The sequence below is a fragment of the Streptomyces sp. NPDC096105 genome (genome assembly GCF_044763335.1).
GTDB lineage: Bacteria > Actinomycetota > Actinomycetes > Streptomycetales > Streptomycetaceae > Streptomyces.
Genome location: NZ_JBIWGC010000016.1, coordinates 66,480 through 93,171, shown reverse-complemented (window position 1 = coordinate 93,171; position 26,692 = coordinate 66,480). Strand labels below are relative to the sequence as shown.

28 protein-coding genes are annotated in these 26,692 nt (G+C 74.1%); 10 read left to right on the top strand and 18 right to left on the bottom strand.

The features are described from left to right. Positions 1–78: 78 nt before the first annotated feature. From ACIQ8B_RS23675 to ACIQ8B_RS23655, 5 genes are all read right to left on the bottom strand, one after another. Positions 79–909 carry a pectate lyase gene (locus ACIQ8B_RS23675; protein WP_403549367.1) on the bottom strand — a complete coding sequence of 277 codons (831 nt, stop codon included), beginning with the start codon at positions 907–909 and terminating at the stop codon, positions 79–81. Between the two features lie 96 nt (positions 910–1,005). Beyond that, positions 1,006–1,887: a hypothetical protein gene (locus ACIQ8B_RS23670; protein ID WP_290007841.1), complete on the bottom strand. Its 882-nt coding sequence runs from the start codon at positions 1,885–1,887 to the stop codon at positions 1,006–1,008. Beyond that, positions 1,884–2,489, bottom strand: coding sequence for a SigE family RNA polymerase sigma factor (locus ACIQ8B_RS23665; RefSeq protein ID WP_403549365.1), 606 nt, complete (start codon positions 2,487–2,489; stop codon positions 1,884–1,886). Before ACIQ8B_RS23665 ends, ACIQ8B_RS23670 begins: the two co-directional genes overlap by 4 nt. A 502-nt stretch (positions 2,490–2,991) precedes the next feature. After that, positions 2,992–3,465 (bottom strand): GNAT family N-acetyltransferase, encoded by a 474-nt coding sequence (locus ACIQ8B_RS23660; protein WP_290007838.1) that lies wholly within the window; start codon positions 3,463–3,465, stop codon positions 2,992–2,994. Between the two features lie 3 nt (positions 3,466–3,468). Then, on the bottom strand, positions 3,469–4,242 hold the full coding sequence (locus tag ACIQ8B_RS23655) for an IclR family transcriptional regulator (protein WP_106414812.1): 774 nt from the start codon (positions 4,240–4,242) through the stop codon (positions 3,469–3,471). Between the two features lie 142 nt (positions 4,243–4,384). Between ACIQ8B_RS23655 and ACIQ8B_RS23650 the strand changes: the two genes are divergently transcribed. Next, positions 4,385–5,914 (top strand): aldehyde dehydrogenase (NADP(+)), encoded by a 1,530-nt coding sequence (locus ACIQ8B_RS23650; protein WP_290007837.1) that lies wholly within the window; start codon positions 4,385–4,387, stop codon positions 5,912–5,914. 6 nt (positions 5,915–5,920) lie between these two features. Here ACIQ8B_RS23650 and ACIQ8B_RS23645 read toward each other — a convergent pair whose 3' ends face one another. Next, the gene (locus tag ACIQ8B_RS23645; RefSeq protein ID WP_403549471.1) at positions 5,921–6,529 is read right to left on the bottom strand and encodes a response regulator; all 609 of its coding nucleotides are present in this window, start codon (positions 6,527–6,529) and stop codon (positions 5,921–5,923) included. 118 nt (positions 6,530–6,647) lie between these two features. Here ACIQ8B_RS23645 and ACIQ8B_RS23640 point away from each other — a divergent pair, with 118 nt between their 5' ends. The 3 genes from ACIQ8B_RS23640 to ACIQ8B_RS23630 all read left to right on the top strand — a co-directional run bounded on the left by ACIQ8B_RS23640 (position 6,648) and on the right by ACIQ8B_RS23630 (position 9,224). Then, positions 6,648–7,256 carry a DUF1349 domain-containing protein gene (locus tag ACIQ8B_RS23640; protein WP_403549361.1) on the top strand — a complete coding sequence of 203 codons (609 nt, stop codon included), beginning with the start codon at positions 6,648–6,650 and terminating at the stop codon, positions 7,254–7,256. A 102-nt stretch (positions 7,257–7,358) separates the two neighbouring features. Then, positions 7,359–8,075, top strand: coding sequence for a DsbA family oxidoreductase (locus ACIQ8B_RS23635; RefSeq protein WP_403549359.1), 717 nt, complete (start codon positions 7,359–7,361; stop codon positions 8,073–8,075). 96 nt (positions 8,076–8,171) lie between these two features. Beyond that, positions 8,172–9,224, top strand: a complete 1,053-nt coding sequence (locus ACIQ8B_RS23630) for an aminotransferase class V-fold PLP-dependent enzyme (RefSeq protein ID WP_403549357.1) — start codon at positions 8,172–8,174, stop codon at positions 9,222–9,224. Between the two features lie 172 nt (positions 9,225–9,396). On the opposite strand, the gene thpD is transcribed toward ACIQ8B_RS23630, so the two are convergent. The 6 genes from thpD to ACIQ8B_RS23600 form a co-directional block, all read right to left on the bottom strand. Then, the gene (gene thpD / locus ACIQ8B_RS23625) at positions 9,397–10,293 is read right to left on the bottom strand and encodes an ectoine hydroxylase (protein ID WP_403549355.1); all 897 of its coding nucleotides are present in this window, start codon (positions 10,291–10,293) and stop codon (positions 9,397–9,399) included. Positions 10,294–10,299: 6 nt separating this feature from the next. Next, positions 10,300–10,698: an ectoine synthase gene (locus ACIQ8B_RS23620; protein WP_106414818.1), complete on the bottom strand. Its 399-nt coding sequence runs from the start codon at positions 10,696–10,698 to the stop codon at positions 10,300–10,302. A 35-nt stretch (positions 10,699–10,733) separates the two neighbouring features. Beyond that, positions 10,734–12,005, bottom strand: a complete 1,272-nt coding sequence (ectB, locus tag ACIQ8B_RS23615; protein ID WP_106414819.1) for a diaminobutyrate--2-oxoglutarate transaminase — start codon at positions 12,003–12,005, stop codon at positions 10,734–10,736. 68 nt (positions 12,006–12,073) lie between these two features. Further along, positions 12,074–12,580 (bottom strand): diaminobutyrate acetyltransferase, encoded by a 507-nt coding sequence (gene ectA / locus ACIQ8B_RS23610; protein ID WP_290007829.1) that lies wholly within the window; start codon positions 12,578–12,580, stop codon positions 12,074–12,076. A gap of 353 nt (positions 12,581–12,933) precedes the next feature. Next, positions 12,934–13,200, bottom strand: a complete 267-nt coding sequence (locus ACIQ8B_RS23605; protein ID WP_403549352.1) for a DUF664 domain-containing protein — start codon at positions 13,198–13,200, stop codon at positions 12,934–12,936. A 304-nt stretch (positions 13,201–13,504) separates the two neighbouring features. After that, complete coding sequence (locus tag ACIQ8B_RS23600) at positions 13,505–14,605, bottom strand: pyridoxal-phosphate-dependent aminotransferase family protein (protein ID WP_403549350.1); 1,101 nt, start codon at positions 14,603–14,605, stop codon at positions 13,505–13,507. Positions 14,606–14,710: 105 nt separating this feature from the next. Between ACIQ8B_RS23600 and ACIQ8B_RS23595 the strand changes: the two genes are divergently transcribed. The 5 genes from ACIQ8B_RS23595 to ACIQ8B_RS23575 all read left to right on the top strand — a co-directional run bounded on the left by ACIQ8B_RS23595 (position 14,711) and on the right by ACIQ8B_RS23575 (position 19,430). Then, the gene (locus tag ACIQ8B_RS23595) at positions 14,711–15,562 is read left to right on the top strand and encodes an ABC transporter substrate-binding protein (RefSeq protein ID WP_403549348.1); all 852 of its coding nucleotides are present in this window, start codon (positions 14,711–14,713) and stop codon (positions 15,560–15,562) included. Between the two features lie 4 nt (positions 15,563–15,566). Further along, positions 15,567–16,403, top strand: a complete 837-nt coding sequence (locus tag ACIQ8B_RS23590; protein ID WP_403549346.1) for an amino acid ABC transporter permease — start codon at positions 15,567–15,569, stop codon at positions 16,401–16,403. Then, positions 16,400–17,191 carry an amino acid ABC transporter ATP-binding protein gene (locus ACIQ8B_RS23585; RefSeq protein ID WP_403549344.1) on the top strand — a complete coding sequence of 264 codons (792 nt, stop codon included), beginning with the start codon at positions 16,400–16,402 and terminating at the stop codon, positions 17,189–17,191. Before ACIQ8B_RS23590 ends, ACIQ8B_RS23585 begins: the two co-directional genes overlap by 4 nt. A gap of 21 nt (positions 17,192–17,212) precedes the next feature. Further along, positions 17,213–18,304: an amidohydrolase family protein gene (locus tag ACIQ8B_RS23580; protein ID WP_403549342.1), complete on the top strand. Its 1,092-nt coding sequence runs from the start codon at positions 17,213–17,215 to the stop codon at positions 18,302–18,304. Between the two features lie 154 nt (positions 18,305–18,458). Next, complete coding sequence (locus tag ACIQ8B_RS23575) at positions 18,459–19,430, top strand: SCO1860 family LAETG-anchored protein (RefSeq protein WP_403549340.1); 972 nt, start codon at positions 18,459–18,461, stop codon at positions 19,428–19,430. 123 nt (positions 19,431–19,553) lie between these two features. Here ACIQ8B_RS23575 and cobC read toward each other — a convergent pair whose 3' ends face one another. From cobC to cobM, 6 genes are read right to left on the bottom strand one after another with little or no spacing between them, the layout of a single operon-like run. After that, on the bottom strand, positions 19,554–20,615 hold the full coding sequence (gene cobC, locus ACIQ8B_RS23570) for an Rv2231c family pyridoxal phosphate-dependent protein CobC (RefSeq protein ID WP_403549338.1): 1,062 nt from the start codon (positions 20,613–20,615) through the stop codon (positions 19,554–19,556). Beyond that, positions 20,605–21,516 carry a sirohydrochlorin chelatase gene (locus ACIQ8B_RS23565; protein WP_290007813.1) on the bottom strand — a complete coding sequence of 304 codons (912 nt, stop codon included), beginning with the start codon at positions 21,514–21,516 and terminating at the stop codon, positions 20,605–20,607. Before ACIQ8B_RS23565 ends, cobC begins: the two co-directional genes overlap by 11 nt. Next, the gene (locus ACIQ8B_RS23560) at positions 21,513–22,100 is read right to left on the bottom strand and encodes a precorrin-8X methylmutase (protein ID WP_106414830.1); all 588 of its coding nucleotides are present in this window, start codon (positions 22,098–22,100) and stop codon (positions 21,513–21,515) included. The genes ACIQ8B_RS23565 and ACIQ8B_RS23560 overlap by 4 nt, the downstream gene beginning before the upstream one ends. After that, positions 22,097–23,779 (bottom strand): precorrin-3B C(17)-methyltransferase, encoded by a 1,683-nt coding sequence (cobJ, locus tag ACIQ8B_RS23555; protein WP_403549335.1) that lies wholly within the window; start codon positions 23,777–23,779, stop codon positions 22,097–22,099. Before cobJ ends, ACIQ8B_RS23560 begins: the two co-directional genes overlap by 4 nt. After that, positions 23,776–25,011, bottom strand: a complete 1,236-nt coding sequence (cbiE, locus tag ACIQ8B_RS23550; RefSeq protein WP_403549332.1) for a precorrin-6y C5,15-methyltransferase (decarboxylating) subunit CbiE — start codon at positions 25,009–25,011, stop codon at positions 23,776–23,778. The genes cobJ and cbiE overlap by 4 nt, the downstream gene beginning before the upstream one ends. Beyond that, a complete protein-coding gene (gene cobM, locus ACIQ8B_RS23545; RefSeq protein ID WP_106414833.1) occupies positions 25,008–25,826 on the bottom strand; it encodes a precorrin-4 C(11)-methyltransferase in 819 nt (272 codons plus the stop codon). Before cobM ends, cbiE begins: the two co-directional genes overlap by 4 nt. A gap of 96 nt (positions 25,827–25,922) precedes the next feature. On the opposite strand from cobM, the gene ACIQ8B_RS23540 reads away from it, so the two are divergent. Continuing rightward, entirely contained in the window at positions 25,923–26,690 is a 768-nt protein-coding gene (locus ACIQ8B_RS23540) for a permease (protein WP_403549330.1), read from the top strand. Positions 26,691–26,692 lie beyond the last annotated feature (2 nt).

Genomic DNA, 26,692 nt, shown 5'->3' with positions numbered 1-26,692 from the left:
GGGGGTTCGGACGTCGCCGGGACCGGGCCGCCGGACGTCGGGACGGCGGCCCGGGGTCACGTCACGGACGCGGCGGGATCACTTGTAGGTGATGTCCGAGTCCGAGAACTTGCAGTACTTCCCGTCGGGGCCGGAGCCGAGGTCCTTCGGCTCCTTGCCCGAGTTGTTGCCCTGGTAGCGGGTGCAGGTCTTCATCTTCTTCTTGCTGTCGCCGTGGATGCGGATCCCCGACAGCGTGGCGGTGTCGCCGTAGTTGGTGTTGATGCCCACGATCGACTTGCCGGGCGCGGTGAGGTCGATGTCCTTCAGCACGATCGTGCGCTTGTACTGCGTCTTGCAGTTGCCGCAGGAGCGCACCAGCTTGCCGAAGTCCTCGACCTGGAAGCCGCTCACGGTCAGCGTGCCGGCGCCGTTGAACTGCAGCACCTTGTCGTCGGCCTTCCGCGCGCCGCCGCCGATCACCTTGTACTGCGCCGACGACGACTTGCCCTTGAAGCTGGCGGCGTCCTCGCCGACGTCCAGCCACCACACGTTCTCCAGCGTGCAACTGCCCTTGCAGTGCACGCCGTCGGCGGCCGGGGTGCCGATGACGACGTTCTTCAGCGTGGCGCCGTCGGCCAGCTCGAAGATCGGGTCCTGGCCCTCGTCCTGGCTGTCGCCGCCCAGGGCGCCGGTGCCGTAGAACTTCTTCATGCCGCCGTCGTAGACGCCGGAGACCGGCACGGTCTTCGACACCGGCTTGCCGCCGGTGTCCGAGGGCCAGGACGGGGCGGCGCTCGCGGTGGACAGCATCGTCGAGGTGACGATCGCCGCACCCGTGATGCCGAGCGCGGAGAACCCGGCGATCGCCACCCGCCTCTTCGCGGTCCGGCGCCGGTGGGAGACGCGCTGTTCGGCTCGTGCAGTCATGCCATTCCTTGCGTGGAGAGGGTCTTTGCGTCTCCTGGTCGCCGCCGGAGCGGGAAGGGTTGCCGCCTCTCCGAAGAATTTTTTCCGGGCCGGCCGTCACGAGTCCCCGTCGTCGGACGAACCGCCCTCGTCCGCCGCCGCCTTGTCCCCCCGGCGCGCGAAGTCGCCGCCCACGGAGAGCCGCTGCGCACCGGTGGCGGCCGTCGCGGTGTAGCGGTCGTCCCCGGCGTCCCGGCCGCCGCGCCCGTGGTCGTACTGCCCCGCGAACACCCACTCGCCCGGCGGGACCGCGCGGCCCTCCTTGAGCGTCCAGGTGTAGACGAGGAAGCCGCCCCGCTCCCGGACCGTGAGGTCGAAGTCGGCCTCGGGCAGCGAACGCCAGGCGCCCGTGGAGGCCACCCCGCCGGTCTGCGCGATCCGCAGCTCCACGGTGAGCGCGGTCAGCCGCTCGGTGGTCTTCAGGGTGACGTTGCTCTGCGCCCAGAACTCGTTGCTGTGCGGGTCCACCGAGCCGTCCGACCACAGCGGCCCGTCCTCCACCCCGGCCGGCGGCCGGACGGTGCCGGACGCACTCGGTGTCCCGGCGGACGGGGCGCCGGTGTCCCGCGGCCGGTCCGGGGCGTCCGGGGAGGGCTCCACCGGCGGCACGGGCGCCCTGCTCGTCGCGTCCGGGGAGGGCGTGGGCGCCGGGGCCGGCGAGACGGCCACGTGCCGCTGCGAAGGCGGCTCGTCGCCCTTCACCGCGGAGGCGACTGCGTAACCGCCCACCGCGAGCACACCGGCCACCGCGGCCGTCGCGCCCGCCATCCGGAGCCAGCCGAACACCGGCGGGCGCCGGGCCCGGTGGTCCGGCCGGGCCGGGCCGGCCATGCCGCGCTCGATCCGGGCCAGCATGCGCTCCCGGTCGGGCTCGTGCGCCCCGGCCGCCTCCTGCAGCCGGGCGCGCAGCTCCTCGTGCACGTCCCGCCGCATCGTCACCGGTCCCTTCCCTCGGCCCCGCCGGAGCGTTCGCGCGTGCCCTCGGCCGTGTCCCCGCGGGCGGCCGCCCCCATCGCCGCGTGCACCCGCTGCGGCACCTCCCGCGTGCCCAGCAGCCGCTGCAGTTCGGCCATCCCCTTCGAGGTCTGGCTCTTCACCGTACCCACCGAGACGCCCAGGGCCAGCGCGGTGTCCTTCTCCGACAGGTCGAAGGCGTACCGCAGCACCACGCACGCCCGCTTGCGGAACGGCAGCCGGCGCAGCGCCTCCCGCACGTCCACCACGCCCGCCACGTCGGGATTCTCGGTCCGCTCCTCGCGCTGCGGCCAGAACAGCGCGATCCGGCGCCGCTCGCGCACCGCGCTGCGGATCCGGGTGCGGGCCAGGTTGGCCACCACGCCCCGGGCGTACGCCACCGGGTGGTCGGCGGCCCGCACCCGGTCCCAGCGGTGCCACAGCGCCAGCAGCGCGTCCGCCGCCAGGTCGTCGGCGGCGTCCGCCTCACCGGTCAGCAGATGGGCCAGCCGGGACAGTTCGGCGTAGTGGCGCTCGAAGAAGGCGTGGAACTCCACGGAGGCGGTGTCGTCGACGACGGTGCCCATGGCCTCCCTCCCCTCGCGGCGGCGTCGGGCGCCCGGCGGGCACCTGTGTGGCTGTGCGCGTCGTGTGGACGGCGTGTGCGTGTCCGGCGTCGACCGGACGAGATCCGGAGCGTAGCAGTGATCGTTCATGCGTTCGTGCGGGGGGCCGAACGCCGTCTGACGGGCCGACAGCCGGCTCCGTCCTCCGGGCCCCGCCCGAACTCCGTCCCGGACGGGCGCGGTTCGGCCGGCGCGCGCCCGTCGGCCCTCCGGCGCAGAGGGCGCTCGTCAGGTCCGGCACCGCGTCCGGCGCGCGGAGGACGACGCCGTTCCCGGTCCGCTCCGCGGCCGGCCCGGTCGAGCGGATTCCGGACGCCGGGCGGGTGCGGGCGGAAGAGGACGGGCCGCCCTCCGGGGGAGGGGCGGCCCGTCCGCGCGGACGGCCTTCCGGCCGGAGGGGTTCGGTCCCCGAACGCGGCTTCCCCCGCCGTCCGGACGGCGCCCGCGGTGCCGCGACGCGCGGTCAGCCCTCCAGTTCCAGCACCAGCTCGCCGGTCTCCTCGCCCCGCCCCGGCGCGTACGCCGTGGCCTCCCCGGTGACGTGGAAACCGCACTTGTGCAGCACCCGCAGCGACCCCGCGTTGTCGGCGGCCACGCGCGCGTACAGCGGTCGGTCGGTCACCTCCGCCAGCAGCAGGCGCAGCGCGGTCGTGGCGATGTCCTTGCCCCAGTGGGCGCGGTCGATCCAGTACGTCACCTCGCGCTCGCCGGCCTCGCCGTAGACGGAGGCGGTACCCACCACGTCACCGTCCGCGAGCACGGTGCGCGCCACGATCCCGGGGGAGCTGCGGATGTGCGCCCAGTGCGCGTCGAAGCGGTCCCGGTCGGCCGGGTCCTCCGGGGTGAAGGCGGCCATCCGCACCGCCTCCGGGTCGTTCATCTGCCGGTAGAAGACGGGCAGGTCGCTGTCGTGCACCGGGCGCAGGGCGATGTCCACGGGTCAGAGCCTCCGGGTGGCCAGGGTCAGCCGGTCGCGGGCGTCGAACAGGGCGTCCTTCACCGTCTGTTCGTGCGCCGGGGTGAGCCGGGCCACCGGGACCGAGCAGCTGATGGCGTCCCGGGCGGGCGTGCGGTACGGAATGGCGACGCCGAAGCAGCGCAGCCCCAGGGTGTTCTCCTCGCGGTCCACGGCGAAGCCCTGCTCCCGCACCTGGTGCAGTTCCTCGATGAGCTTCTCCCGGTCGGTGATGGTGTTCTCGGTGAGCGCGGGCAGCGTCTCCGGGAGCATCTTGCGCACCTGCTCGTCCGTACAGGTGCTCAGCAGCGCCTTGCCCAGCGACGTCGAGTGCGCGGGCAGCCGGCGGCCGACGCGGGTGAAGGGGCGCAGGTAGTGCTGGGACTGACGGGTGGCGAGGTAGACGACGTTGGTGCCGTCGAGACGGGCCAGGTGGATGGTCTCCGTGGTGTCGTCGGAGAGCCGGTCCAGCGTGGGCCGGGCCGCCGCGACGACCTCGTCGCCGTCGATGTACGAGGTGCCCACGAGCAGGGCCCGCACGCCGATGCCGTACCGGGTGCCCGTCGCGTCGGTCTCGACCCAGCCGAGGTCGACGAGTGTGCGCAGCAGCATGTACAGGCTGGACTTGGGGTAGCCGACGGCCTCCTGGACCGCCGCCAGGGAGTGCATCCCGGGGCGCCCGGCGAAGTATTCGAGCAGTTCAACGGTCCGCACCGCGGACTTGACCTGCGCCCCGCCGCCCGTCTCGCCAGCCGACATCGCCCTTGACCCCTTCGTTCGCCGGGAAATAGTCTCCGAAGCGCATTCACCCACAGAGACAGTGTTCAGTATATCGAACAGGCACTGTGGGTGGCGTCCGTACTGCGGCATGGCAAGCGGCATTCAAGTGGAGGGACCCGCGGTGGCAGCAGCACCAGTCTGGAGTGTCGACCCCCGAACCGGGAAGCAGCGTGAACAGGTTGCGGTGGAGGCCACGGCCCAGGAGGTGGACGCCGCCGTCCGGGCCGCTCACGACGCGCGCGAGGCGCTCGCCGACCGCACCGTCCGCGCCGCCTTCCTGCGCTCCGCCGCCGACGAGCTGGAAGCCGCCCGCGACCGGCTCGTCGAGGCCGCCGACGCCGAGACGGCGCTCGGCCCGGTCCGGCTCACCGGTGAACTCGCCCGCACCTGCTACCAGCTGCGCGCCTTCGCCGGCATCGTCGAGGAGGGCGCCTTCCTCGACGTCGTCATCGACCACCCCGACGACACCGCCACCCCGCCCGTCCCCGACCTGCGCCGCTACCGGATCCCACTGGGCGTCGTCGCCGTGTACTCGGCGTCCAACTTCCCGTTCGCCTTCTCCGTGGCAGGCGGCGACACCGCGAGCGCGCTGGCGGCCGGCTGCCCCGTCGTCGTCAAGGCCCACCCCGACCACCCCGCCCTGTCGGAGCTGGTCGCCAAGGTGATCCGGCGGGCCGCCGCCCGGCACGCGGTGCCCGACGGGGTGCTCGGCCTGGTGCACGGCTTCGACGCCGGTGTCGAGCTGATCCGGCACCCGCTGGTCGCGGCGGCCGGTTTCACCGGCTCCGTCCGCGGCGGTCGCGCCCTCTTCGACGAGGCCGCCGCCCGGCCCGTGCCCATCCCGTTCCACGGCGAACTCGGCTCGCTGAACCCGGTCGTGATCACCGAGGCCGCCGCCGCCGAACGCGGCGAGACGATCGGCGCCGGACTGGCCGGCTCGATGACGCTCGGCGTCGGCCAGTTCTGCGTGAAGCCCGGCCTGGTCCTCGCCCCCGCCTCCGCGGCCGGCGACGCGCTGCTGAAGTCACTGACGGACGCGGTCAGCGACACCGATCCCGGGGTCCTGCTCGACCACCGCATGCGCGACAACTTCCTCGCCGGGGTCACCGAGCGCGCCCAGCTCCCCGACGTGGAGTCCCCGGTGACCGCGGGCGCGGGCGGCGATCACACCGTCAGCGCCGGCTTCCTCACCGTCCCGGCCGAGCGGCTGACCCGCGAGGGCGAGCACGACCTGCTGCTGGAGGAGTGCTTCGGACCGGTCACCGTGGTGGCCCGCTACACGGACGAGACCGAGGTGCGCGCCGTGCTGTCCCGGCTCCCCGGCAACCTCACCGCGACCGTGCACCTGTCCTCGCAGGAGGCGGCGGGCCAGGGCCGCGGGGCCGAACTGGTGCGGGAACTGACCCCGCTCGCCGGACGCGTCCTGGTGAACGGCTGGCCGACCGGCGTCGCCGTCGCCCCCGCCCAGCACCACGGCGGCCCCTACCCGGCGACCACCTCCACCTCCACGTCCGTGGGCGGCACCGCCATCGAGCGCTGGCTGCGGCCCGTCGTCTACCAGGGCGCCCCCGAGGCGCTGCTGCCGCCGGAACTGAAGGACGACAACCCGCTCGGGCTGCCCCGCCGGTTCAACGGCCGCCTGGAGCGCTGACCCCGCTCATCCGCCGGCCGGCTCCAGGCCCGCGTCACGGGCCAGGAGCGCGGCCTGCACCCGGTTGTCGCAGTCCGGCTCGGTCAGTGTCCGGCTGACGTACGTCTTCACCGTGGCCCCGCTCATGTGCAGCCGGGCCCCGGCGCCCGCGTGGGACAGGCCCTCCCCGAGGAGCGCCGGCGCCTCGAGCTCCCGCTCGGTGAGCGCGGACAGACGGCGGCGCGCCTCCTCGCCGCGCGCCGCCGCGGCGGGCGAGGCGAGGGCGTCCACCACGTGCCGGGTGGCGGCCGGGGACAGGCAGGCGTGGCCGGCCGCCGCCGCGCGGACCGCGTGGATCAGCTCCTGCGGGGCGGAGTCCTTCAGCAGGAACCCGGCGCCGCCGTGGCCCGGCGCCCGCAGCACGTTCTCCCGTTCCCCGACCGTGGTCGGGATCAGCACCCGCACCCGACGGGCGGTCCGGCCGATCTCGGCCGGCGCGGTCAGCCCGTCCCTCCCCGGCATCTGGATGTCCGGCAGCGCCACGTCGACGGCGGTGGAGCGGGCGGTCTCCACGGCCTCCCGGCCGTCCCGCGCCTCGGCGACGACGTCGATGTCGTCGGCCGAGGTGAGGACCATCCCGATGCCGGCCCTGAGGAGCGGCTCGCCGTCGCCCGGGCGGTCGCCCTGGACACCGTCCGGGGCCGCTGACCGGACCGGCCGCGCGGACCGGCGCACCGCCTGGAACAATCCCGCCATGGACCTCGACCTACCCGAACTCCCCTTCCCGCTGCGGACCTACGGCCCCGACGGCTCCTGGGCCTACGAGGACGGCGCCCTCACCGGCTGGGCCGGACCGCGGCAGGACCGCTTCGTGCCGCCCACCGGCGAGTCCCTGGAGCCCGCCGCCGACGCGCCCCGGCTGCTCGGCGCGCCCGAGGGCGACTTCCAGCTCATCGCCCGCGTCACGGTCGGCTTCGCCGGCGCCTTCGACGCGGGGGTGCTCTACGTCCACGTCGGCGAGCGTGCCTGGGCCAAGCTCTGCCTGGAGTACTCCCCGGACGTGCCCACCGTCTGCACGGTCGTCACCCGGGGCCACTCCGACGACGCCAACTCCTTCACCGTGGACGGCGACACCGTCTGGCTGCGGGTGAGCCGCACCGGGCGCGCCTTCGCCTTCCACGCCTCCCGCGACGGCGAGCGGTGGACCTTCGTCCGCCTGTTCACCCTCGGTGACGAGAAGGAGACCGGGGCCGCCCTGGCCGGGTTCGCGACCCAGTCGCCGATGGGGGAGGGCTGCGTGGTGACCTTCGACCACATCGAGTACCGGCCGTACTGGCCGCCGGACCTGCGCGACGGAAGCTGAGCGGGGCCCGTCCCGCGCAGGGGAATGCCGACGACTGCTTGAACGTTCATCCGGCTGCGGAGGGAGTCTCCGCAGCCGCACGACCCTGGAGAGAGCCGGCCCATGCGCGTCGAGATCTGGAGCGACATCGCCTGCCCCTGGTGCTATGTCGGAAAGGCCCGTTTCGAGAGGGCGCTGGCCTCCTTCCCGCACCGTGACGGGGTCGAGGTGGTGCACCGCTCCTTCGAGCTGGACCCGGGCCGCGCCAAGGACGACATCGAGCCCGTCCTCACGATGCTCACCAAGAAGTACGGCATGAGCCAGGCACAGGCCGAGGCGGGCGAGGACAACCTGGGCGCCCAGGCCGCCGCCGAGGGCCTGCCCTACCGCACCCGGGGCCGCGACCACGGCGGCACCTTCGACATGCACCGCCTGCTGCACCTCGCCCGCGAGCACGGCCGCCAGGAGGAGCTGCTCGACCTGTTCTACCGGGCCAACTTCGCCGAGGAGCGGTCCCTGTTCGGCGACGACGAGCGGCTCGTCGAACTCGCCGGCGCCGCCGGCCTCGACACCGGCGCCGCCCGCCGGGTGCTCGCCGACCCGGAGGCGTACGCCGCCGCGGTGCGCGCCGACGAGCAGGACGCCGCGCGGCTCGGCGCGCGCGGGGTGCCGTTCTTCGTGCTCGACCGGAAGTACGGCGTCTCCGGCGCCCAGCCCGTCGAGGTCTTCACCCGGGCACTCGCCCAGGCCTGGGGCGAGCGCGCGCCGCTGACCCTCGTCGACGGCGGCACGGACGCCGAGGCCTGCGGCCCGGACGGGTGCGCGGTGCCCCAGCGGTAGAACGCGCAGGCCGGGGCGTACCTATAAGCACTCCTTAGCGGTACCGCGCAGAAATATGCCATGGACGGGGAGATGACGGGGCCGCAGAGTGGTCCCATGGAGACCTTCGAGAGCCTCGTCCGCGCCGAGTTCACCCCGAAGAACACCTACCTGGACACCGCGAGCAGCGCCCTGCTGCCCGCCCGTGCCGTGGCCGCGCTCGACGCGGCCGCGCGGCTGCGCGCGGAGGGGAGACCGCTCGACCCGCTGTTCGCCGACGTCGAGGCCTGCCGCGCCGCCTACGCCCGGATCGCGGGCGTGCCCGTCGAACGGGTGGCGGCCGGGGCGACCGTCGCCCTGTACTCCTCGCTGGTCGCCGCCTCCCTGCCGCCGGGCGCCGAGGTCCTCACCGCGGAGGACGACTTCACCTCCGTGCTCAACCCCTTCCACGCGCGCGGCGACCTCACGGTGCGGGCCGCGCCGCTGGACGGGCTGGCCGACGCCGTGCGGCCGGGCACCGCGCTGGTCGCGGTCAGCGCCGCGCAGTCCGCCGACGGCCGGATCGCGGACCTGCCCGCGCTGCGCGAGGCGGCCCGCTCCCACGGGGCGCGCACCTACGTCGACTTCTCCCAGGCGGCGGGCTGGCTGCCGGTGGAGGCCGGCGCGTACGACTACAGCGTCGCCATCGCCTTCAAGTGGCTGCTGGGCCCGCACGGCGCGGCCTTCCTGGTCGTCCCCGAGGACTTCGGGGACCTCGTCCCGGTGCAGGCCGGCTGGCGCGCGGGGGAGGACCCGTGGGGCAGCTGCTACGGCCCGCTCACCGAACTCGCCCGCTCCGCGCGGCGGTTCGACACCACACCCGCGCTGTTCAGCTACGCGGGGCTGCGGGCGTCCCTCACGCTCGTCGAGGAGATCGGCGTGGACGCCGTCCGCGCCCACGACCTCGCCCTCGCCGACCGGTTCCGCGCGGGACTCGCCGAGCTGGGGCACGGGCCCGTGCCCGCGCCCGGCTCGCCCGTCGTGTCCGTGCCGGGGCTGGGGCGGCTGCAGCGGGAGCTGGCCGAGGCGGGTATCCAGGTGTCGGACCGCGCGGGCCACCTGCGGGCGTCCTTCCACCTGTACAACACGGCCGCCGACGTGGACCGGCTGCTCGACGCGCTGTCCGGCTGAGCGCACGGCAGCGGGCCGGCGCCTCCTTGTCCCACACGAGGAGGCCCGGCCCGCGGTCGGTGAGGCGGTGCGCACATCGCCGCCGTGTGTTCCTACTTCACCGGGGTGAAGTCCCGCGCCCCGATGCTGTGTTCACCGGGGGCGACCCCCGGACCCCCGGCCGGGGGATGGTTCACCGGACGGGAGTGAAGTCCCGCGCCCCGATGAACTCGGGACGGCGGACCGGGGCGGCGAAGGGCTCGACCGCCGTGTTCTCGACGCTGTTGAACACGATGAACACGTTGCTGCGCGGGTACGGCGTGATGTTGTCGCCGGAGCCGTGCATGCAGTTGCAGTCGAACCACGTCGCCGAACCGGGCCTGCCGGTGAACAGCTTGATGCCGTACTCCGACGCCATCTTGGTCAGCGCCTCGTCGGACGGCGTCCCCGCGTCCTGCATCTGCAGGGACTTCTTGTAGTTGTCCTTCGGCGTGGCGCCGGCGCAGCCGAGGAACGTCTTGTGCGACCCCGGCATGATCATCAGACCGCCGTTGGTGTCGTAGTTCTCGGTGAGCGCGATCGAGACCGAGATGGTGCGCATGTTCGGCAGACCGTCCTCGGCGTGCCAGGTCTCGAAGTCCGAGTGCCAGTAGAAGCCGCTGGCGCCGAAGCCGGGCTTGACGTTGATCCGCGACTGGTGGACGTACACGTCCGAGCCGAGGATCTGCCGGGCCCGCCCGACGACCCGCTCGTCGCGCACCAGGTTCGCGAACACCTCGCTGATCTTGTGCACCTCGAAGACCGAGCGGATCTCCTTGGACTTCGGCTCGACGATCGAGCGCTCGTCCGCGCGGATCTCCGGGTCGTCGACCAGCCGCTCCAGCTCGCGGTGGTAGACCTCGACCTCGTCCGGGCCGATCAGCTGGTCGATGGCCAGGAAGCCGTCGCGGTCGAGTGCCTGGAGGTCAGCCGCGGAGACGGGGCCGGGGGTGTCGGGGGATCCCCAGACGACCGGGTCCTTGCGAGGGGTGACCACCTCGGTGGCACCGCGGGTCGGGTAGAGATCGGTGACGTGCGTGGTCGTGGTCACGGTGACTCACACCTCCTCGGTGAGCAGCGGATAGACGCCGTTCTCGTCGTGGTCCTCCCGTCCGGTCACGGGCGGGTTGAAGACACAGATGCAGTGGAAGTCCTCCTTGACCTTGAGCGTGTGCCGCTCGTGGCCGTCGAGGAGGTACATGGTGCCGGGAGTGATGTGGTAGGTCTTCCCGGTCTCACGGTCGGTCAGTTCGGCGTCGCCCTTGGTGCAGACGACCGCCTCGATGTGGTTCGCGTACCACATGTCCGTTTCCGTGCCCGCGTACAGAATCGTCTCGTGCAGGGAGAAGCCGACCTTCTCCTTGGCGAGGACGATGCGCTTGCTCTCCCACGTGCCGGACGCCGATTTCACGTGCCGGTCGGTGCCTTCGATCTCCTTGAACGAACGGACGATCACGGTGTTGCGATGCCTCCTCGGCTGGGGTGTGTGTGTCAGGCGGTCTCCCGGACGGCGCGGGCGAGGACGGTGAGGCCCTCGTCCAGCTCGTCCGGGGTGATGGTCAGGGCGGGGAGCAGCTTGACGACCTCGCCCTCCGGGCCGGACGTCTCGATCAGCAGCCCGAGCTCGAAGGCCCGCTTGGCGACCCGGCCCGCGCGCTCCTTGTCGTGGAACTCCAGGCCCCACACCAGGCCGCGGCCGCGGTACTCCTTGACGTCGGCGAGGTTCTCCTCGGTGATGGCGATCATCGCCTGCTCCACCTGCTCGCCGCGCCCCCGGGTCTGCTTCTCCATCGCGGAGCCGTCCGCCCAGTACGCCTCCAGGGCGGCGGTGGCCGTCACGAACGCGGGGTTGTTGCCGCGGAACGTGCCGTTGTGCTCACCCGGCTCCCAGACGTCCAGCTCCGGCTTGAACAGGGTGAGCGCCATGGGCAGCCCGTAGCCGCTGATCGACTTGGAGACGGTGACGATGTCCGGCGTGATGCCCGCCTCCTCGAAGGAGAAGAACGCGCCGGTGCGGCCGCAGCCCATCTGGATGTCGTCGACGATGAGCAGCATGTCCTGGCGTTCGCACAGGTCGGCCAGCGCGCGCAGCCACTCGGGCCGCGCCACGTTGATGCCGCCCTCGCCCTGCACGGTCTCGACGATCACCGCGGCCGGCTTGTTGAGGCCCGAGCCCTGGTCCTCCAGGAGCCGCTCGAACCACAGGAAGTCCGGGACCTGGCCGTCGAAGTAGTTGTCGAACGGCATCGGCGTGCCGTGCACCAGCGGGACGCCCGCGCCGGCCCGCTTGAAGGCGTTGCCGGTCACGGCGAGCGAGCCCAGCGACATGCCGTGGAAGGCGTTGGTGAACGACACGATCGCCTCGCGGCCCTTCACCTTCCGCGCCAGTTTCAGCGCGGACTCCACGGCGTTGGTGCCCGTCGGGCCCGGGAACATGACCTTGTACGGCAGGTCGCGGGGGCGCAGGATCGCGTTCTGGAAGGTCTCCAGGAACGCGCGTTTGGCCGTCGTCGACATGTCGAGGCCGTGGGTGACGCCGTCCCGCTCCAGGTAGTCGATGAGCGCGCGTTTCAGGACGGGGTTGTTGTGGCCGTAGTTGAGTGAGCCGGCTCCGGCGAAGAAGTCGAGGTACTCGTGGCCGTCCTCGTCGTACATGCGGCTGCCGTGCGCACGGTCGAAGACGGTGGGCCAGCCGCGGCAGTAGCTGCGCACCTCGGACTCGAGGGTCTCGAAGACGCTGAGGTCGGGCTGGGTGATGGTCACGACGAATCGCTCCTCGGTGGCGTGGGAAGTCAGAGGGAGTCGGAAGATCGGGGGGCCGGGCCGGCCCGTCAGAAGGCGAACGGCCCGATGCGGTACAGAACCTCGGGGTCGTGCGGTCCGTCGGGGAACTGTCCGGTGTCGAACAGCACCTCGCGCTCCAGCAGGGCGCCGTGGCGCTCCGCGAACGCGGTGAACAGGCGCTCGGAGGCCGTGTTGCCGGGAGCGATGGTGGTCTCCACGGTGTCCACGCCGTGCTCCGCGGCGGTCCGGGCGGCCAGTCCGTCGAGCAGGGCGGCGGCCAGGCCGCGGCCGCGCTGCGACGCGTCGACGGCGACCTGCCAGACCAGCAGGGTGCGCGGGCTCTCCGGGCGGAGGTAGCCGGTGATGAAGCCCACCGGCTCTCCGCGCTCGTCGCGAGCGACGGCCGAGGTGGCGGCGAAGTCACGGCACCACAGCAGATAGCTGTACGACGAGTTCAGGTCGAGGACCTTCGAGTCCCTGGCTATCCGCCACAGCACGGCTCCGTCCGCCACGGTCGGGCGGTCGATTTGCAGGTCTGCTTGTGCGGCAGTCATGCGAATTGAACTTACCCAGGTAAATGCAAAATTGCATCGTCCTGCGGGGTTACGTACGAGCGTGAGATGTGTTATCGCGCGAGCGGACGGGTCCGCGCGAGAGGTCGGCGAAATGGCCCGATATGCACGGAGTGAATCAGGATGAATCGGGCGCGATGTGGAACCGGTCACATCTGTGTAACTCTCGTGACCGCGCTCGGAATCGTCCGGTAGCCGCTTCCTGGATCGGGGTGTTTAGGGTCCGGAGAAGCGGGCAGAAGAAGACGGGAAGCTACTCCGCAGAGTAATAGGGAAATAAGCCGGATAATGTCACGGGAGTATCTGTGCGAGGGATTTCGATAATCCCACGGAATTCACCCTCCCGTCGCTCCGCCGATGCGTTCCCGCAAGAGATCGGCGTGACCGTTGCGGCGCGCGCACTCCTCGCACACCGCCGGCACGTCCTGACCGCCGGCGATCCGCTGGAACCGGTTCCGCTCCCCCTCCGCCGTGCGCCGCACCGGCCCCAGCGGCGTCGGCCGCGACGGCTCGGCCGCCGCGACCCGCACCTGCGCGTCGTCCCGCCCCGCGCACTCCAGCGCGAGCGTCGCCCGGTGACGGTCGAGCCGGCTCTCGAGCATGGCCCGCCCGCCCCCCGGCGAGCCGGGGGGCGGGCCGCCCGCCGGGGTAGACGCGGGGGAGCGGGCACGGACGAGGAGGCGCCGGCACAGACGCGCGGAGCACGGCACGGGGCGGGCCATGTCACCCGGTCCACCGGGCGATCCCGGCCACGGGCAGTCGTCCTGCCGTTCCTCGGGCCGCACGTCGGCCGCTCCGGCCTTCGCAGGCCACGCGTCAGTCGCTCCGGGCTTTCCTGGCCGCACGTCAGCCCTCGGCCTTCTCAAGCCGGCGGGGCACCTTCCCCGCCGGCCACAGTCTCCGCGCCTACCGCCAGGCCTGTTCCGCCGCCGTGAGGGCCGCGGGCAGGTCGACGGACAGCCCCGCGTCCGCCAGGGCCGTCGCCACGGCGGTGAGGCAGGCGCGGACCGTGTGCCGGGTCGCGTCGGGGCCGTAGTGGTTGACGCGGATCATCTCGCGCGACAGGGCGCCGCCGCCCGCCGCGAGGGGGAGGCCCGGATCGGCGGCCAGGGCGCGGGCGACCAGGTCCGAGGCGGTGGCGCCGGAGGGCGCCCGCAGGGTCGTCGCGACGGGCGCCGCGTCCCCCGCGTCGTGGACGTACGGCGCGATCCCGCCGCCGAGCGCCAGCGCGCCCGCCCGGGTCGCGGCGGCCGCCGCGGCGTGCCGCGCCATCACCGTCTCCAGGCCCTCCGCCTCGATCCGCTCCACGCACGCCTCCAGCGCGAGCATCTCCAGCTGCGCCGGGGCGTGCAGCAGGGCCTTGCGGCCGCCGTCGATCCACCGCTCCTTCCAGTCGAGGAGGGAGAGGTAGGAGCGGCGCGGGGCGTTCGGGTTCGCCGCCATCCGGGCCCAGGCCCGCTCGCTCACGGAGACCGCCGAGACCCCGGCGGGCCCGCCCATCGCCTTCTGCGCCCCGATGACGCACAGGTCCACGCCCCACGCGTCCGGCAGCACCGGCTCCGCGCCCACCGAGGCGACCGCGTCCAGGTAGAACAGCGCGCCGTGCTCCCGGACCACCTCGCCGATCGCGGCGACCGGGTTGGTGTTGCCGGTGGCCGCCTCGGCGTGCACCAGCGACACGAAGTCGATCTCCGGGTGCTCCGCGAAGGCGTCCCGCACCTGCTCGGCGGTCACCGCCGTGTGGAACGGCACCGTCAGGTCGACGACGGTGGCGCCGCAGTCCCGCAGCCAGTCGCCGAAGGTCTGCCCGTAGGGGCCGGTGATGACGTTCAGCGCGGTCGTCCCGGGCCCGGCCGCCGCACGGATCGCGCCCTCCAGCGGCAGCAGCGCCTCGCCCTGGGTGATCACCACGTCCTGCCCGGTGCCCAGCAGCCGTGCCACCCGGTCCTCGATCGAGGCGAAGCGCGCGGCGCTCAGCGGGGGCAGGTCGAGGAGGAGGTTCGTCACGGCTGTGCTCTCTTTGCTCATGCTTCACGGCAGCGCGGGTAGGTACGACGACGTCGAGGGTAAACCTTCGGCGGACGGTTCCGTTCCCCCCGACAGGAGGCCTCCGTGAAGACGCTTCTCGGCCGCAGGACCCGGGTCCTGGCCGCCACCACCGCGACGGCCGGGATGATCCTCCTCGCCGCCTGCACCTCCACCGGCGACGGGGGCGGCGGGTCCACGACCGCGGCCGGCGGGGTCGAGCTCGTCAAGGCGGGGCAGCTCACCACCTGCACGCACCTGCCGTACCCGCCGTTCCAGTCGGAGATCGACGGCGAGGTGCAGGGCTTCGACGTGGCCCTGATCGACCTGGTCGCCGACGACCTCGGGGTGAAGCAGCAGATCCTCGACACGCCGTTCGAGAACTTCAAGACCGGCGCCTTCCTCAACTCGGGCGAGTGCGACCTGGCCGCGGCCGGGATGACCATCACCGAGGAGCGGAAGAAGAACGTCGACTTCTCCGACCCGTACTTCAACGCCACTCAGGCACTCCTCGTCGACAAGGACAGCGGCGTCGGCTCCCTCGCCGACGTCAAGGCGGAGAACGTCAAGCTGGGCGCCCAGGCGCAGACCACCGGGGAGGACCACGTGAAGGGCGAGGGCTTCGACCCGGTGTCCTTCGAGTCCTCCGACGCCGTCCTCAACGGCCTGCGCACCGGCCAGGTCAAGGCCGTCGTCATCGACTACCCCGTCGTCCAGGGCTGGCTGAAGGACGAGGCCAACGCCGACGCCTTCACGGTCGCCGAGCAGATCGACACCGGCGAGCAGTACGGCTTCACCGTGAAGAAGGGCAACACCGCCTTGCGCGAGGCCGTGAACAAGGCCCTCGCGGACGCCAAGGCCGACGGCACCTACAAGAAGCTGTACGAGCAGTGGATCGGCCCGTACGACGAGTCCGCCGCCTCCCCGGCCGCGTCCTGACCCCATGGCCGACACGGAGAAGACGCCCGTCCCGCCCAGGCGGAAGGGCCTGACCCGGCGCCAGAGGCGCGGCATCTCGCGCGGCATCCAGTACGCCGTGTTCGTCGCGGCCGTGATCGCCTTCGGGGTCACGGCCGACTGGGGCCGGCTGCAGAACCAGTTCGCGCAGGTCGACATCGCCGAGCGGATGTTCCCCGAGATCATCACGCTGGCGCTGAAGAACACCGTGCTCTACACGGTGACCGGCTTCGGCGTCGGGCTCGCGCTCGGCATGGTGATCGCCCTGATGCGGCTGTCGTCCGTCGGCCCCTACCGCTGGCTGGCCGGCGTCTACATCGAGATCTTCCGCGGCCTGCCCGCCCTGCTGATCTTCATCTTCATCGGCGTCGCCGTCCCGCTCGCCTTCCCCGGCACGGAGATCGTCGGCGGGACGTACGGCAAGGTCGCCCTCGCGCTGGGCCTGGTCGCCGCCGCCTACATGGCGGAGACGATCCGGGCCGGCATCCAGGCCGTGCCCAAGGGGCAGATGGAGGCGGCCCGCTCGCTGGGCTTCTCGCCCGGCCGCGCCATGGTGTCGATCATCATCCCGCAGGCCTTCCGGATCATCCTGCCGCCGCTCACCAACGAACTGGTCCTGCTGTTCAAGGACTCCTCGCTGGTGCTGTTCCTCGGCGTCACCCTGGAGGAGCGCGAACTGTCCAAGTACGGCCGCGACCTGGCCAGCCAGACCGCCAACTCCACGCCCATCCTGGTGGCCGGCCTGTGCTACCTGCTGATCACCATCCCGCTCGGCTTCGTCGTGCGCCGCATGGAGGCCAAGGCCCAGGAGGCCGTCCGATGAGCCGCCCCGAGATCCGCGTCAGCGGCCTGCACAAGTCGTTCGGCGACAACCACGTGCTGCGCGGCATCGACCTGGAGATCGGCCAGGGCGACGTCGTCTGCGTCATCGGCCCGTCCGGGTCCGGCAAGTCCACCCTGCTGCGCTGCGTGAACCTCCTGGAGGAGCCCAGCGAGGGCCAGGTCTTCGTCGGCGGCATCGAGCTGACCGACCCGGACGTCGACATCGACGCCGTACGCCGCCGCATCGGCATGGTGTTCCAGCAGTTCAACCTGTTCCCGCACCTGACCGTGACGGAGAACCTCACGCTGCCGCAGCGCCGGGTGCTCAGGCGCGGCAAGGCACAGGCCGCGAAGGTCGCCGCCGAGAACCTGCGGCGCGTGGGCCTCGCGGAGAAGGCGGACGCCTACCCGTCCTCCCTCTCCGGCGGCCAGCAGCAGCGCGTCGCCATCGCCCGCGCCCTCGCCATGGGCCCCGAGGTGATGCTGTTCGACGAGCCGACCTCCGCGCTCGACCCCGAACTGGTCGGCGACGTCCTCGCGGTGATGCGGATGCTCGCCGACGAGGGCATGACGATGATGGTCGTCACCCACGAGATGACCTTCGCCCGCGAGGTCGCCGACCGGGTGGTCTTCATGGACGGCGGCGTGATCGTCGAGGACGGCAGCCCCGAGCGGGTCATCGGCGCGCCGCGGCACGAGCGCACCCGCCACTTCCTCTCCCGGCTGCTCGACCCCGCCATGGCGGAGGTCGAGGAGGAGACCTCGGACCAGGTGGGGAGGTCCGGCTGACGCACAACTAGGGTGCGCTCCATGAGCGAACGCGCGGTGCTGCACGTGAAGGGACGGATCCTCGTCGGCCCGGACGAGGTCCGCGACGAACTCTGGGTGGTCGACGGGCGCATCTCCCACGACCGTCCCGCCGGGGCCCGTGACATCCGGACCGTCGACGGCTGGGTGCTGCCGGGACTGGTCGACGCCCACTGCCACGTGGGCCTCGACCGGCACGGCGCCGTCCCCGAGGACGTCGCGGAGAAGCAGGCCCTCACCGACCGGGACGCCGGCGCGCTGCTGCTGCGCGACGCCGGCTCGCCGTCCGACACCCGCTGGACCGACGAGCGCGAGGACCTCCCGAAGATCATCCGGGCGGGCCGGCACATCGCCCGCACCCGCCGCTACATCCGGAACTACGCCTGGGAGGTCGAGCCCGACGACCTCGCGGCGTACGTCGCCCAGGAGGCCCGGCGCGGCGACGGGTGGGTCAAACTGGTCGGCGACTGGATCGACCGCGACCTGGGCGACCTGTCGGCCTGCTGGCCGCGGGGCGCCGTCGAGGCGGCGATCGCCGAGGCGCACCGGCTCGGCGCCCGCGTCACCGCCCACTGCTTCGCCGAGGACTCCCTGCGCGACCTGGTCGAGGCCGGCATCGACTGCGTCGAGCACGCCACCGGTCTGACCGACGAGACGATCCCGCTGTTCGCCGAGCGGGGCGTGGCGATCGTCCCCACCCTGGTCAACATCGCCACCTTCCCCGCGCTCGCCGACGGCGGCGAGGCCAAGTTCCCGCGCTGGTCCGCCCACATGCGCCGGCTGCACGAGCGCCGCTACGACACCGTGCGCTCCGCGTACGACGCCGGCATCCCCGTCTTCGTCGGCACCGACGCCGGCGGCACCCTCCCGCACGGGCTCGCCGCCGAGGAGGTGGCGGAGCTCGCCAAGGCGGGCCTCCCGCCCGTCGAGGCCCTCGCGGCCGGCACCTGGAAGGCCAGGGCGTGGCTCGGCCGTCCCGGTCTCGAGGAGGGCGCCCCGGCCGACCTGGTGGTCTACGACGCCGACCCGCGCGCGGACCTCCGGGTGCTCACCGATCCGCGCCGGGTGGTGCTGAACGGGCGCGTCGTCGCGTAGGACGCGCCCGCCGGTGGGGCCCCGGAGGGTGACGGCGGGGAACAGCCGTACCCCGTAAATCGAAAACACTTTCCGGTCTTCCTCGAAGGGGTGAGGAGTCGCCGGATCGCTGACGGGGCGGCGAGGGCGCGGACATTCTTTCCGGGTCCCAGCAATGTCCCATGGGGGTCCCACCACCTTGTACGCCATCAACGTCCGTACGCCTGCCCGCCGTTGGTCCGCAGCCGCCGTGGCCTGCGCGCTCGCCGCGGGACCCGTCGTCCTCGCCGGTGCGGGGCCGGCGTACGCCACCGAGGGCCACGGCAGCGCGAGCGCCGCCGTCCTGCGCACCGGCCTCGACGTGTCCCTGCTCAACACGTCGGTGCGGGTCCCGCTCACCGTCTCCCTCAACGAGGTGCGGGCGCCGCAGAGCGCGCGGAGGACGGCCCTCGCCGCCACCCTCGACGGCGTGAACGGCGGCAGGCCGTTCAGCGTGCTGCGCGCCGAGGCGGCCGACGCGACCGCGACCGTCGAGGGGGACAGGGCCGAGGCGTCCACCACCCTCGCCGACGCCCGCCTGCACGTCCCCGGGCTGCCGCTGCTGCCGCTCGTCGAGCTCGAGGCGGTCGGTTCCCGGGCGGTCTGCGAGGCGGGCAGGACCCCGCACGCCTCGGTCACCCTGCCCGCCGCTGTCACCGTCCTCGGCAAGCGGGTCTCCCTGAGCTCCGGCGGTCCGACGCACGTGGAGGCGCCGGGCGTGGGTTCGGTCCGGCTCGACCTGTCCAGGACGGAGACGACCTCGTCCACGGCCACCGCCGTCGCCCTGGGACTGGAGGTGTCGGTCGACCCGGGGGAGCTGAACGTGGCCGAGGTGGAGGGGCACCTCACGCTGGCCGAGTCCCGGTGCGAGACGCCCGCGCCGGCCGACGAGGAGCCGGCGGCCGCCGCCCCCGAGGCGCCCGGGAAGGCCGACGACGCCCCCGCGAAGGAGGAGGCCGCCGTCGGACCCCAGGGCGCCCCCGCGGGGACCGGCCTCGCCGAAACGGGCGGCGACCCGGCGACCCCGTACGTGACGGCCGGCGCGGTCGCGCTGCTCGCGGCGGGCGGCGGAGCGGTGTTCCTGTCCCGGAGGGGCCGCCGCACCTGACCCGGAGCCGCCGGTCACGGAGGGGACGCCCCCGTGACCGGCGCCCCGCTCCGTCCGGAGCACACCGGCCCCCGGGACCGTCCCCGTCCCGGAGGGGCCGATCCGGGGCCGCGAAGGCGGCGGTCAGCCGGCCAGCGCCCGGTCCAGCGCGCGCAGGAAGCCCTCCGTCGTCTCCCGGTCCCGTACCGCCAGGCGCAGCCAGTCCTCGTCCAGGCCCGGGAACGTGTCGCCGCGGCGGGCCGCGTAGCCGAGGGCGCGCAAGCGCTCCCGCACCCCCGCCGCGTCCGGCACGCGGAGCAGGACGAAGGGGCCCTCGGCCGGTTCCACCACCCGCAGGCCGCGGGACGCGAACTCCCGCAGACCGGCGACCAGACACGACCGGTCCTCGGCGATGCGCAGGGCCGCCCCGGCCGCCTCCTCGAGGGCGGCCGGGGCCACGCACGCCTCCGCCGCCGCCAGCGCCGGCGTCGACACCGGCCACAGCGGCTGCGCCTGCTCCAGCTCCGTGACGATCTCCGGCGCCGCGAGGACGTACCCGATGCGCAGGCCCGCCAGCCCCCACGTCTTGGTGAGGCTGCGGAGGACGACGAGACCCGGCACGTCCGTCCGCCCGGCCAGGGCCTCCCGCTCACCCGGCACCGCGTCCATGAACGCCTCGTCCACCACGAGCGTGCGCCCCGGCCGGGCCAGCCGGGCCAGCGCCTTCGCCGGGTGCAGCACGGACGTCGGGTTGGTCGGGTTGCCGACCACCACCAGGTCCGCGTCCTCCGGGACCGCCGCCGGGTCCAGACGGAAACCGCCGGCCTCCCGCAGCAGCACCCGGTCCACCGTGTGCCCGGCGTCCCGCAGCGCCGCCTCCGGCTCGGTGAACTGCGGGTGCACCACCACCGGCCGGGACACCTTCAGCGCCCGCGCCAGCAGCACGAACGCCTCCGCCGCGCCCGCGGTCAGCAGCACCCGCTCCACGGGCAGCCCGTGCCGCGCCGCCACCGCGGCCCGCGCGGCCCGCCCGTCGGGGTAGGCGGCGAGCCCCGCCAGCGACGCCGCGACGCGCTCCCGCAGCCACGCCGGGGGCGTGTCCGCGCGGACGTTCACCGCGAGGTCGACGAGCGTGCCGCCGTCGTCGCGGACCTCGGCGTCACCGTGATGGCGCAGGTCGTGACCGAGGGCCGGCTCAATGGGCATGGGTGTGCGCGTGGGGGTGACCATGACCGTGATGATGGTGCCCGTCGTCGTCGGGGTGGAAATGCGGCTGCTGCGGCAGCCCCACCTTGTCCTCGAAGCCGGGCAGCGCGATCCGGTACACGCACGTGTCGCAGTTCATCCGCAGATCGCCCTTGACGGCCTCCTCGTACCGCTCCAGGACCAGGTCCAGCAGCTCCGGCTCGGGGCCGATGACGTCCGCCGACCGCACCTCGGTGTCCGGACGCGCCGCCGCCCACTCCTCGGTCTGCGTCCGCACCCGGTCCGGCAGGATCCCGGTGAACAGGAAGTACGGCAGCACGACGATCCGCCGCGCCCCCAGCCGGGCGCAGCGCTCGAGCCCGCTCGGCACGTCCGGCGCGGCCAGCGACACGAACGCGGTCTCCACGCCCGCCCAGCCGCGCCCCTCCCACAGCAGCCGGGCCGCCTTGAACACCTCGGCGTTGGCATCCGGGTCCGTCGACCCGCGCCCCACCAGCAGCACGGTCACCTCGGCGGGGTCCCAGGACGGGTCCACCGCCTCCGCGAGCCGCCGCTCCAGCACCCGCAGCAGCGCCGGGTGCGGGCCCAGCGGACGGCCGTACGTGTACGAGAGGCCGGGGTGGCGTTCCTTCTCGCGGGCCAGCGCGGCCGGGATGTCGCCCTTGGCGTGTCCGGCGGACACCAGCATCAGCGGCACGGCCGCGAACCGCCGCACCCCCCGCTCCACCAGTCCGGCGACGGCCTCGCCGAGCGGCGGCGGGGACAGTTCGATGAAGCCGCCCGCGACGGGCAGGTCGGGCCGGCGGCGGCCCAGCTCCCGCACGAAGGCGCGGAACGCCTCCGCTCCGGCGTCGTCCCGGGTGCCGTGTCCGGCGATGAGCAGGGCGGGCGGGGTGGTCACAGGGTCTCCTCGGTCGGAAGGGGGTGGTACAGCAGGGCGTTGAGCGCGGCGGCGGCGACCGCCGACCCGCCCTTCTCGGACACGTTGCTCACGGCGGGCAGTCCGCTCTCCCGCAGCGCCGCCTTGGACTCGACGGCGCCGACGAACCCGACGGGCAGGCCGACGACGAGCGCGGGGGAGGCGTCCAGGGTCAGCAGCTCCTCCAGCGCGGTGGGGGCGCAGCCGATCACCCACAGGGCGCCGGGACCGACCTCCTCGTAGGCGAGCCGCACGGCGTGCGCGGACCGGGTGAGCCCCGGCCCGGACCGCGCGTCGCGCAGCCGGCACACGGTCTCGCGGCGGGTGATCCCGGCCGCGACCATCTCCACGTCCGCGACGACCGGCGCGCCCGCGTGCAGCGCGGCGTGCGCGCGCACCAGGTCGTCCTCGTCCATGACGAGGTCGCGGGCGTACTCCAGGTCGGCGGAGGAGTGCACGACCCGCTCCACGACCGCGCGGGTCAGCGGCGGGAAGCGCGTGGTGTCGAGGCGGGCGCGCAGCCGCCGGAAGGACTCCTGCTCGATGGGGTGGATCACGCGGTTCACCGGGTCTCCTCCTGCCAGCGGTAGCCGCGCGGGGTGACCATGCGCCCCGCGATCTCCCGGGTCGCCGTGTTGCCCACGGTCACGACCGTCATCATGTCGACCGTCGCCGGGTCCAGCGCGGCCAGCGTGGTCAGCCGCACGGACTCGTCCGCGCGGGACGCGTTGCGCACCACCCCGACGGGTGTGGCGGGCGCGCGGTGCCCGGCGAGGACGGCGAGCGCCTTCGGCAGCTGCCAGTCGCGGCCCCGGCTGCGCGGGTTGTAGAACGTCACCACGAGGTCCGCCTCGGCCGCCGCCCGCACCCGCCGCTCGATGACCTCCCACGGCGTGTGCAGGTCGGACAGGCTGATGGACACGTGGTCGTGGCCCAGCGGAGCGCCGAGCAGCGCGCTCGCCGCGAGCGCCGCCGTCACCCCCGGTACGCCGACCACGTCGATGTCGTCGGACGCCTCCGCGAGCGCCGGGGACGCCATCGCGTACACCCCCGCGTCGCCGCTGCCGATCAGCGCGACCGCCTGCCCGCGCCGGGCCTCCGCGACGGCCGTGCGCGCCCGCTCCTCCTCCGCGCCGAGCCCCGACTCCAGCACGCGCGTGCCGGGCCGCAGCAGGTCGCGGATCTGGTCGACGTACTGGTCCAGGCCCACCAGCACGGAGGCGCGCCGCAGTTCGTCGCGCGCCCGCGGGGTGAGCAGGTCCCGCGCGCCGGGCCCGAGCCCGACCACCGCGAGCCGCCCCCGCCCCGGACGCCGTACGACGGCGCAGGTCGCCATGGCCGGGGACCCCGCCGACTTCCGCTTGGGCACGAGGAGTTCGCCCCCGCCCACGAGCGCGGCGGCCTCCGCGACCGACGGGGTGCCGACGGCGTCCAGCGGCGCGTCGGACGGGTTCGGCACCTCGACCCGCGCCAGCTCCCCGGCGGGGTGCGTCACCAGCGGCACCCCCAGCCGCCGGGCGGCCTCCACGAGCCCCGGCTCCCCGGCCTTGGCGTCCACGGTGGCCAGCTCGGCCACGGACGCGGCCGACAGGCCCGCCTCCCGCAGGGCGTCCTCGACGAGCCCGAGCACCTCCTCGACGGGGGCGCCCTTCGACGCGCCCACCCCGACGACGAGGCTCGGCGGCCGCAACACCGCCTCCCCGTCGGCGGGTCCGACCAGCCGGTCCGTCACCCGGACCGTGTACGCGCCCTCGTCGGCGACCGGGAGCGGCGGCAGCGGCCAGGCCACCTCCGTGCGCAGCGCCACCGCCTCCCCGTCCAGCAGCGCCCGCGACACGGCGGCGACATCGCCCTCCACCGGCAGGCCCAGCGTGTCGAGTCCGGGCAGGCCCACCGCGTCCGTCGCGGTCGTCACCACCGGCTCCGCGCCCAGCACCTCGCCGACCTCGCGGGCCAGGTCGTTCGCCCCGCCGCCGTGCCCGCCGAGCAGCGACACCGCGAACCGGCCCGCCTCGTCCACGCACACCACGCCCGGATCGTTCGCCTTGCCGTCCAGCAGCGGCGCCACCAGCCGCACCACGGCCCCGGTGGCGAGGAAACACACCAGCCGGTCGCACTCGGCGAACGCGGTCCGTACCGCGTCCGCCACCGGACCGTCGTACACGCGCGTGCGGCCGGGCCAGGCGGCGGCCAGCCGGTCGCGCGCCGCCGCTCCCGCCGCCGTGGCGGAGATGAGGCCGATCACTCGCAGACTCCTTCACTGTGCGCCGGGGGCCGGACGCCCCACAGCAGGAAAACCGGATTGGCGGCCGCCAGCCGGGTCACGTCCCCCGGGAGCGGCGCGAGCCGCGACGACTGCAGCAGCACGCCGTCGCAGACCAGACCGGCGCCGGTCAGCGCCGCACGGGCGGCCGGCACCCGGTCGAGCGCGGCCAGCGCCACGACGACCGCCCGCCGCGCCCGGCGCGCGCACGCGGTGACGACCGCCGGCAGTTCCCGGCCCCCGCCGCCGACGAACACGGCGTCCGGATCGTCGTCCAGCCCGTCCAGCGCCCCGGGCGCCTCCCCGTGCACCACCCGCACGTCGACGCCGTGCGCGGCGGCGTTGGCGCGCACCCGCTCCACGCCGTCCGCGTCGCGTTCCACGGCGACGGCCGCCGCACCGAGCCGCGCGCACTCCACGGCCACCGACCCCGACCCCGCGCCGACGTCCCACACCAGGTCGCCGGGGCGCGGTCCCAGCCGCGCCAGCGCCAGCGCCCGCACCTCGAACTTGGTGATCATCGAGTCCCGGTGCGCGAACTCCGCCTCGGGCAGCGCCCATCCGGCGGGGCGTCCGGCGGGCCCCGCGACGGTGCGCGCCGGCCCCGTCGTCCGCGTCTCGTCCAGGCACAGCACCACGCTCACCGCCGTTCCCCAGTCACGGCCGGCCGCCTCCTCGGGCGTCACCCGCTCCACCGACTCCCCGGCCGACCCCAGCCCGGACGCGACGACCAGCACCCGTCGCTCCCCGCGCAGCGCCGCCCCCAGCTCGGCGGGTCCCGCGCCGGGCCCGGTCAGCACGGCGGCCTTCGGGTGCGCCCGGCACACGTTGACCGCCGTGCGCGGGTCCCGGCCGTGCGCGCTGACCACCACGGCGTCGTCCCACGGCAGCCCGGCCCGCGCGAAGGCGGCCGCGACGGAGGACACCCCGGGCCGTACGTCGAGCCGCTCCGGCCCGAACCGCTCGGCCAGCGCCCGCACGATCCCGAAGAACCCCGGATCACCCGAGGCCAGCACCACCACGGGCCGCTCCTCGGCCACGTACGCGGCGACGGTGTCGAGGGCGGGCGCCAGCGGCCCCAGCACCACCCGCTCGGCCCCCTCCGGCAGCTCCACGGCGTCCAGGTGCCGCCGCCCGCCGACCACGAGCGCGGCCTCCTCGGGCACCCGGACGCCGGCCGGCCCGCCCGTACCCGTGCCGACCACGGTGATCATGTGCTCGCCCCCCGCTCCCGCAGCTCCCTGCGGGCCCGCGGGTCGGCCTTGCGGAAGCCGTGGAAGTGCCCCGGGTGGTACAGGTGCGAGCGGGTGCCGTGCGCGTCGAGGGCGGGACCGACCAGGAACAGCGTGTGCTTCCACAGCTTGTGCTCCTTGACCGTCTCCTCCAGCGTGCCGATCGTGCACCGCACGACCAGCTCCTCCGGCCAGGTCGCCTGGTACGCCACCACGACCGGCGTGGACGTCGGATAGCCGCCCTCCAGCAGCTCCCGCACCAGCTGCCCGCTGCGCGCCGCCGACAGGAACACCGCCATCGTGGTGCCGTGCCGCGCGAACTCCCGGACCTCCTCACCCGGCGGCATCGGCGTCTTGCCGCCGCCCAGCCGGGTGAGGATCACCGACTGCGCCACCTCCGGGACCGTCAGCTCCCGCCCCGCGAGCGCCGCCACCGCCGAGAACGACGACACGCCCGGCACGATCTCCGTCGGGATGCCCAGCTCCGCGCACCGGTCGAGCTGCTCCTGGGTGCCGCCCCACAGCGCGGGGTCACCCGAGTGGATCCGCGCGACCCTCCGCCCTTCGTCACGGGCCCGCGCGTAGACGGCCACCACGTCCTCCAGCGACATCGTCGCCGAGTCCAGGACCTCGGCGTCCTGGCGCGCGTGCTCCAGGACCTCCGCCTGGACCAGGCTGGCGGCCCAGATCACCACGTCCGCCTCGGCGATGGCCCGCGCGCCGCGGAACGTCAGCAGATCGGCGGCGCCGGGACCGGCCCCGACGAAGGTCACCTTGCCGGTGGGGGCGTCGGTCATGGAAACAGGTCCTTCCCTGCGTGCGGTCGGAAGTAGGGGTGCGGCGAGCGGCTGTCACGCGTGCGCGAGCGGCCGCCGATCGGATACGAAGGGCACATGGTGGTCCTCGTCGCGCTGGGCGCGTTCCTGATGACGCTGGCCGGCGGCTGGTCGGCCCACCGTGTGACCGACCGCCGCCACCTGGTGCTGGGCCTGGCCGGCGGGCTGATGCTCGGCGTGGTCGGCCTGGAGCTCCTCCCGGAGTCCCTGGAGGCCGCCGGCACCGAGGTGCACGGCGTGCCCGCGGCGCTGCTGCTCTTCGTCGGCGGGTTCCTGCTGGCCCACCTGGTGGAACGCCTGCTCGCCCACCTCCCCCGGCATCTCGACTCCGCTCGAGCCGGGGGGACCCCCATGGCCGCGCACGGCGCGGGCGAGAACCACGGCCGCACCCCCGAGGTGGGCCTCACGGCCGCGGCGGCGATGGTCGGGCACAGCGCGATGGACGGCGTGGCGATCGGCGCCGCCTTCCAGGTCGGCGGCGGCATGGGCGCCGCCGTCGCGGTCGCCGTGATCGCCCACGACTTCGCGGACGGCTTCAACACGTACACACTCACCCACGCCTACGGCAACGCCCGCCGCCGCGCCCTCGCGATGCTGGGGGCGGACGCCGTGGCGCCGGTCGCGGGCGCCGCCTCCACCCTGTTCTTCACGATCCCCGAGCCGCTGCTCGGCGGCTACCTCGGCCTGTTCGGCGGCGCGCTGCTGTACCTCGCGGCGGCCGAGATCCTGCCCGAGGCCCACCACGACCACCCGGCCCGCTCGACCCTGGTGTGCACGGTGGCCGGGGTGCTGTTCATCTGGCTGGTCGTGGGCGCCGCCCACTGACC

Bases quoted from the DNA above. Each gene is read 5' to 3' on its own strand.
- ACIQ8B_RS23675 (WP_403549367.1), bottom strand. From the start codon at position 909: ATGACTGCACGAGCCGAACAGCGCGTCTCCCACCGGCGCCGGACCGCG.
- ACIQ8B_RS23665 (WP_403549365.1), bottom strand. From the start codon at position 2,489: ATGGGCACCGTCGTCGACGACACCGCCTCCGTGGAGTTCCACGCCTTC.
- ACIQ8B_RS23655 (WP_106414812.1), bottom strand. From the start codon at position 4,242: ATGTCGGCTGGCGAGACGGGCGGCGGGGCGCAGGTCAAGTCCGCGGTG.
- ACIQ8B_RS23645 (WP_403549471.1), bottom strand. From the start codon at position 6,529: ATGGTCCTCACCTCGGCCGACGACATCGACGTCGTCGCCGAGGCGCGG.
- ACIQ8B_RS23640 (WP_403549361.1), top strand. From the start codon at position 6,648: ATGGACCTCGACCTACCCGAACTCCCCTTCCCGCTGCGGACCTACGGC.
- ACIQ8B_RS23635 (WP_403549359.1), top strand. From the start codon at position 7,359: ATGCGCGTCGAGATCTGGAGCGACATCGCCTGCCCCTGGTGCTATGTC.
- ACIQ8B_RS23630 (WP_403549357.1), top strand. From the start codon at position 8,172: ATGGAGACCTTCGAGAGCCTCGTCCGCGCCGAGTTCACCCCGAAGAAC.
- ectA (WP_290007829.1), bottom strand. From the start codon at position 12,580: ATGACTGCCGCACAAGCAGACCTGCAAATCGACCGCCCGACCGTGGCG.
- ACIQ8B_RS23605 (WP_403549352.1), bottom strand. From the start codon at position 13,200: ATGCTCGAGAGCCGGCTCGACCGTCACCGGGCGACGCTCGCGCTGGAG.
- ACIQ8B_RS23590 (WP_403549346.1), top strand. From the start codon at position 15,567: ATGGCCGACACGGAGAAGACGCCCGTCCCGCCCAGGCGGAAGGGCCTG.
- ACIQ8B_RS23585 (WP_403549344.1), top strand. From the start codon at position 16,400: ATGAGCCGCCCCGAGATCCGCGTCAGCGGCCTGCACAAGTCGTTCGGC.
- ACIQ8B_RS23580 (WP_403549342.1), top strand. From the start codon at position 17,213: ATGAGCGAACGCGCGGTGCTGCACGTGAAGGGACGGATCCTCGTCGGC.
- ACIQ8B_RS23575 (WP_403549340.1), top strand. From the start codon at position 18,459: ATGTCCCATGGGGGTCCCACCACCTTGTACGCCATCAACGTCCGTACG.
- cobC (WP_403549338.1), bottom strand. From the start codon at position 20,615: ATGCCCATTGAGCCGGCCCTCGGTCACGACCTGCGCCATCACGGTGAC.
- cbiE (WP_403549332.1), bottom strand. From the start codon at position 25,011: ATGATCACCGTGGTCGGCACGGGTACGGGCGGGCCGGCCGGCGTCCGG.
- cobM (WP_106414833.1), bottom strand. From the start codon at position 25,826: ATGACCGACGCCCCCACCGGCAAGGTGACCTTCGTCGGGGCCGGTCCC.
- ACIQ8B_RS23540 (WP_403549330.1), top strand. From the start codon at position 25,923: ATGGTGGTCCTCGTCGCGCTGGGCGCGTTCCTGATGACGCTGGCCGGC.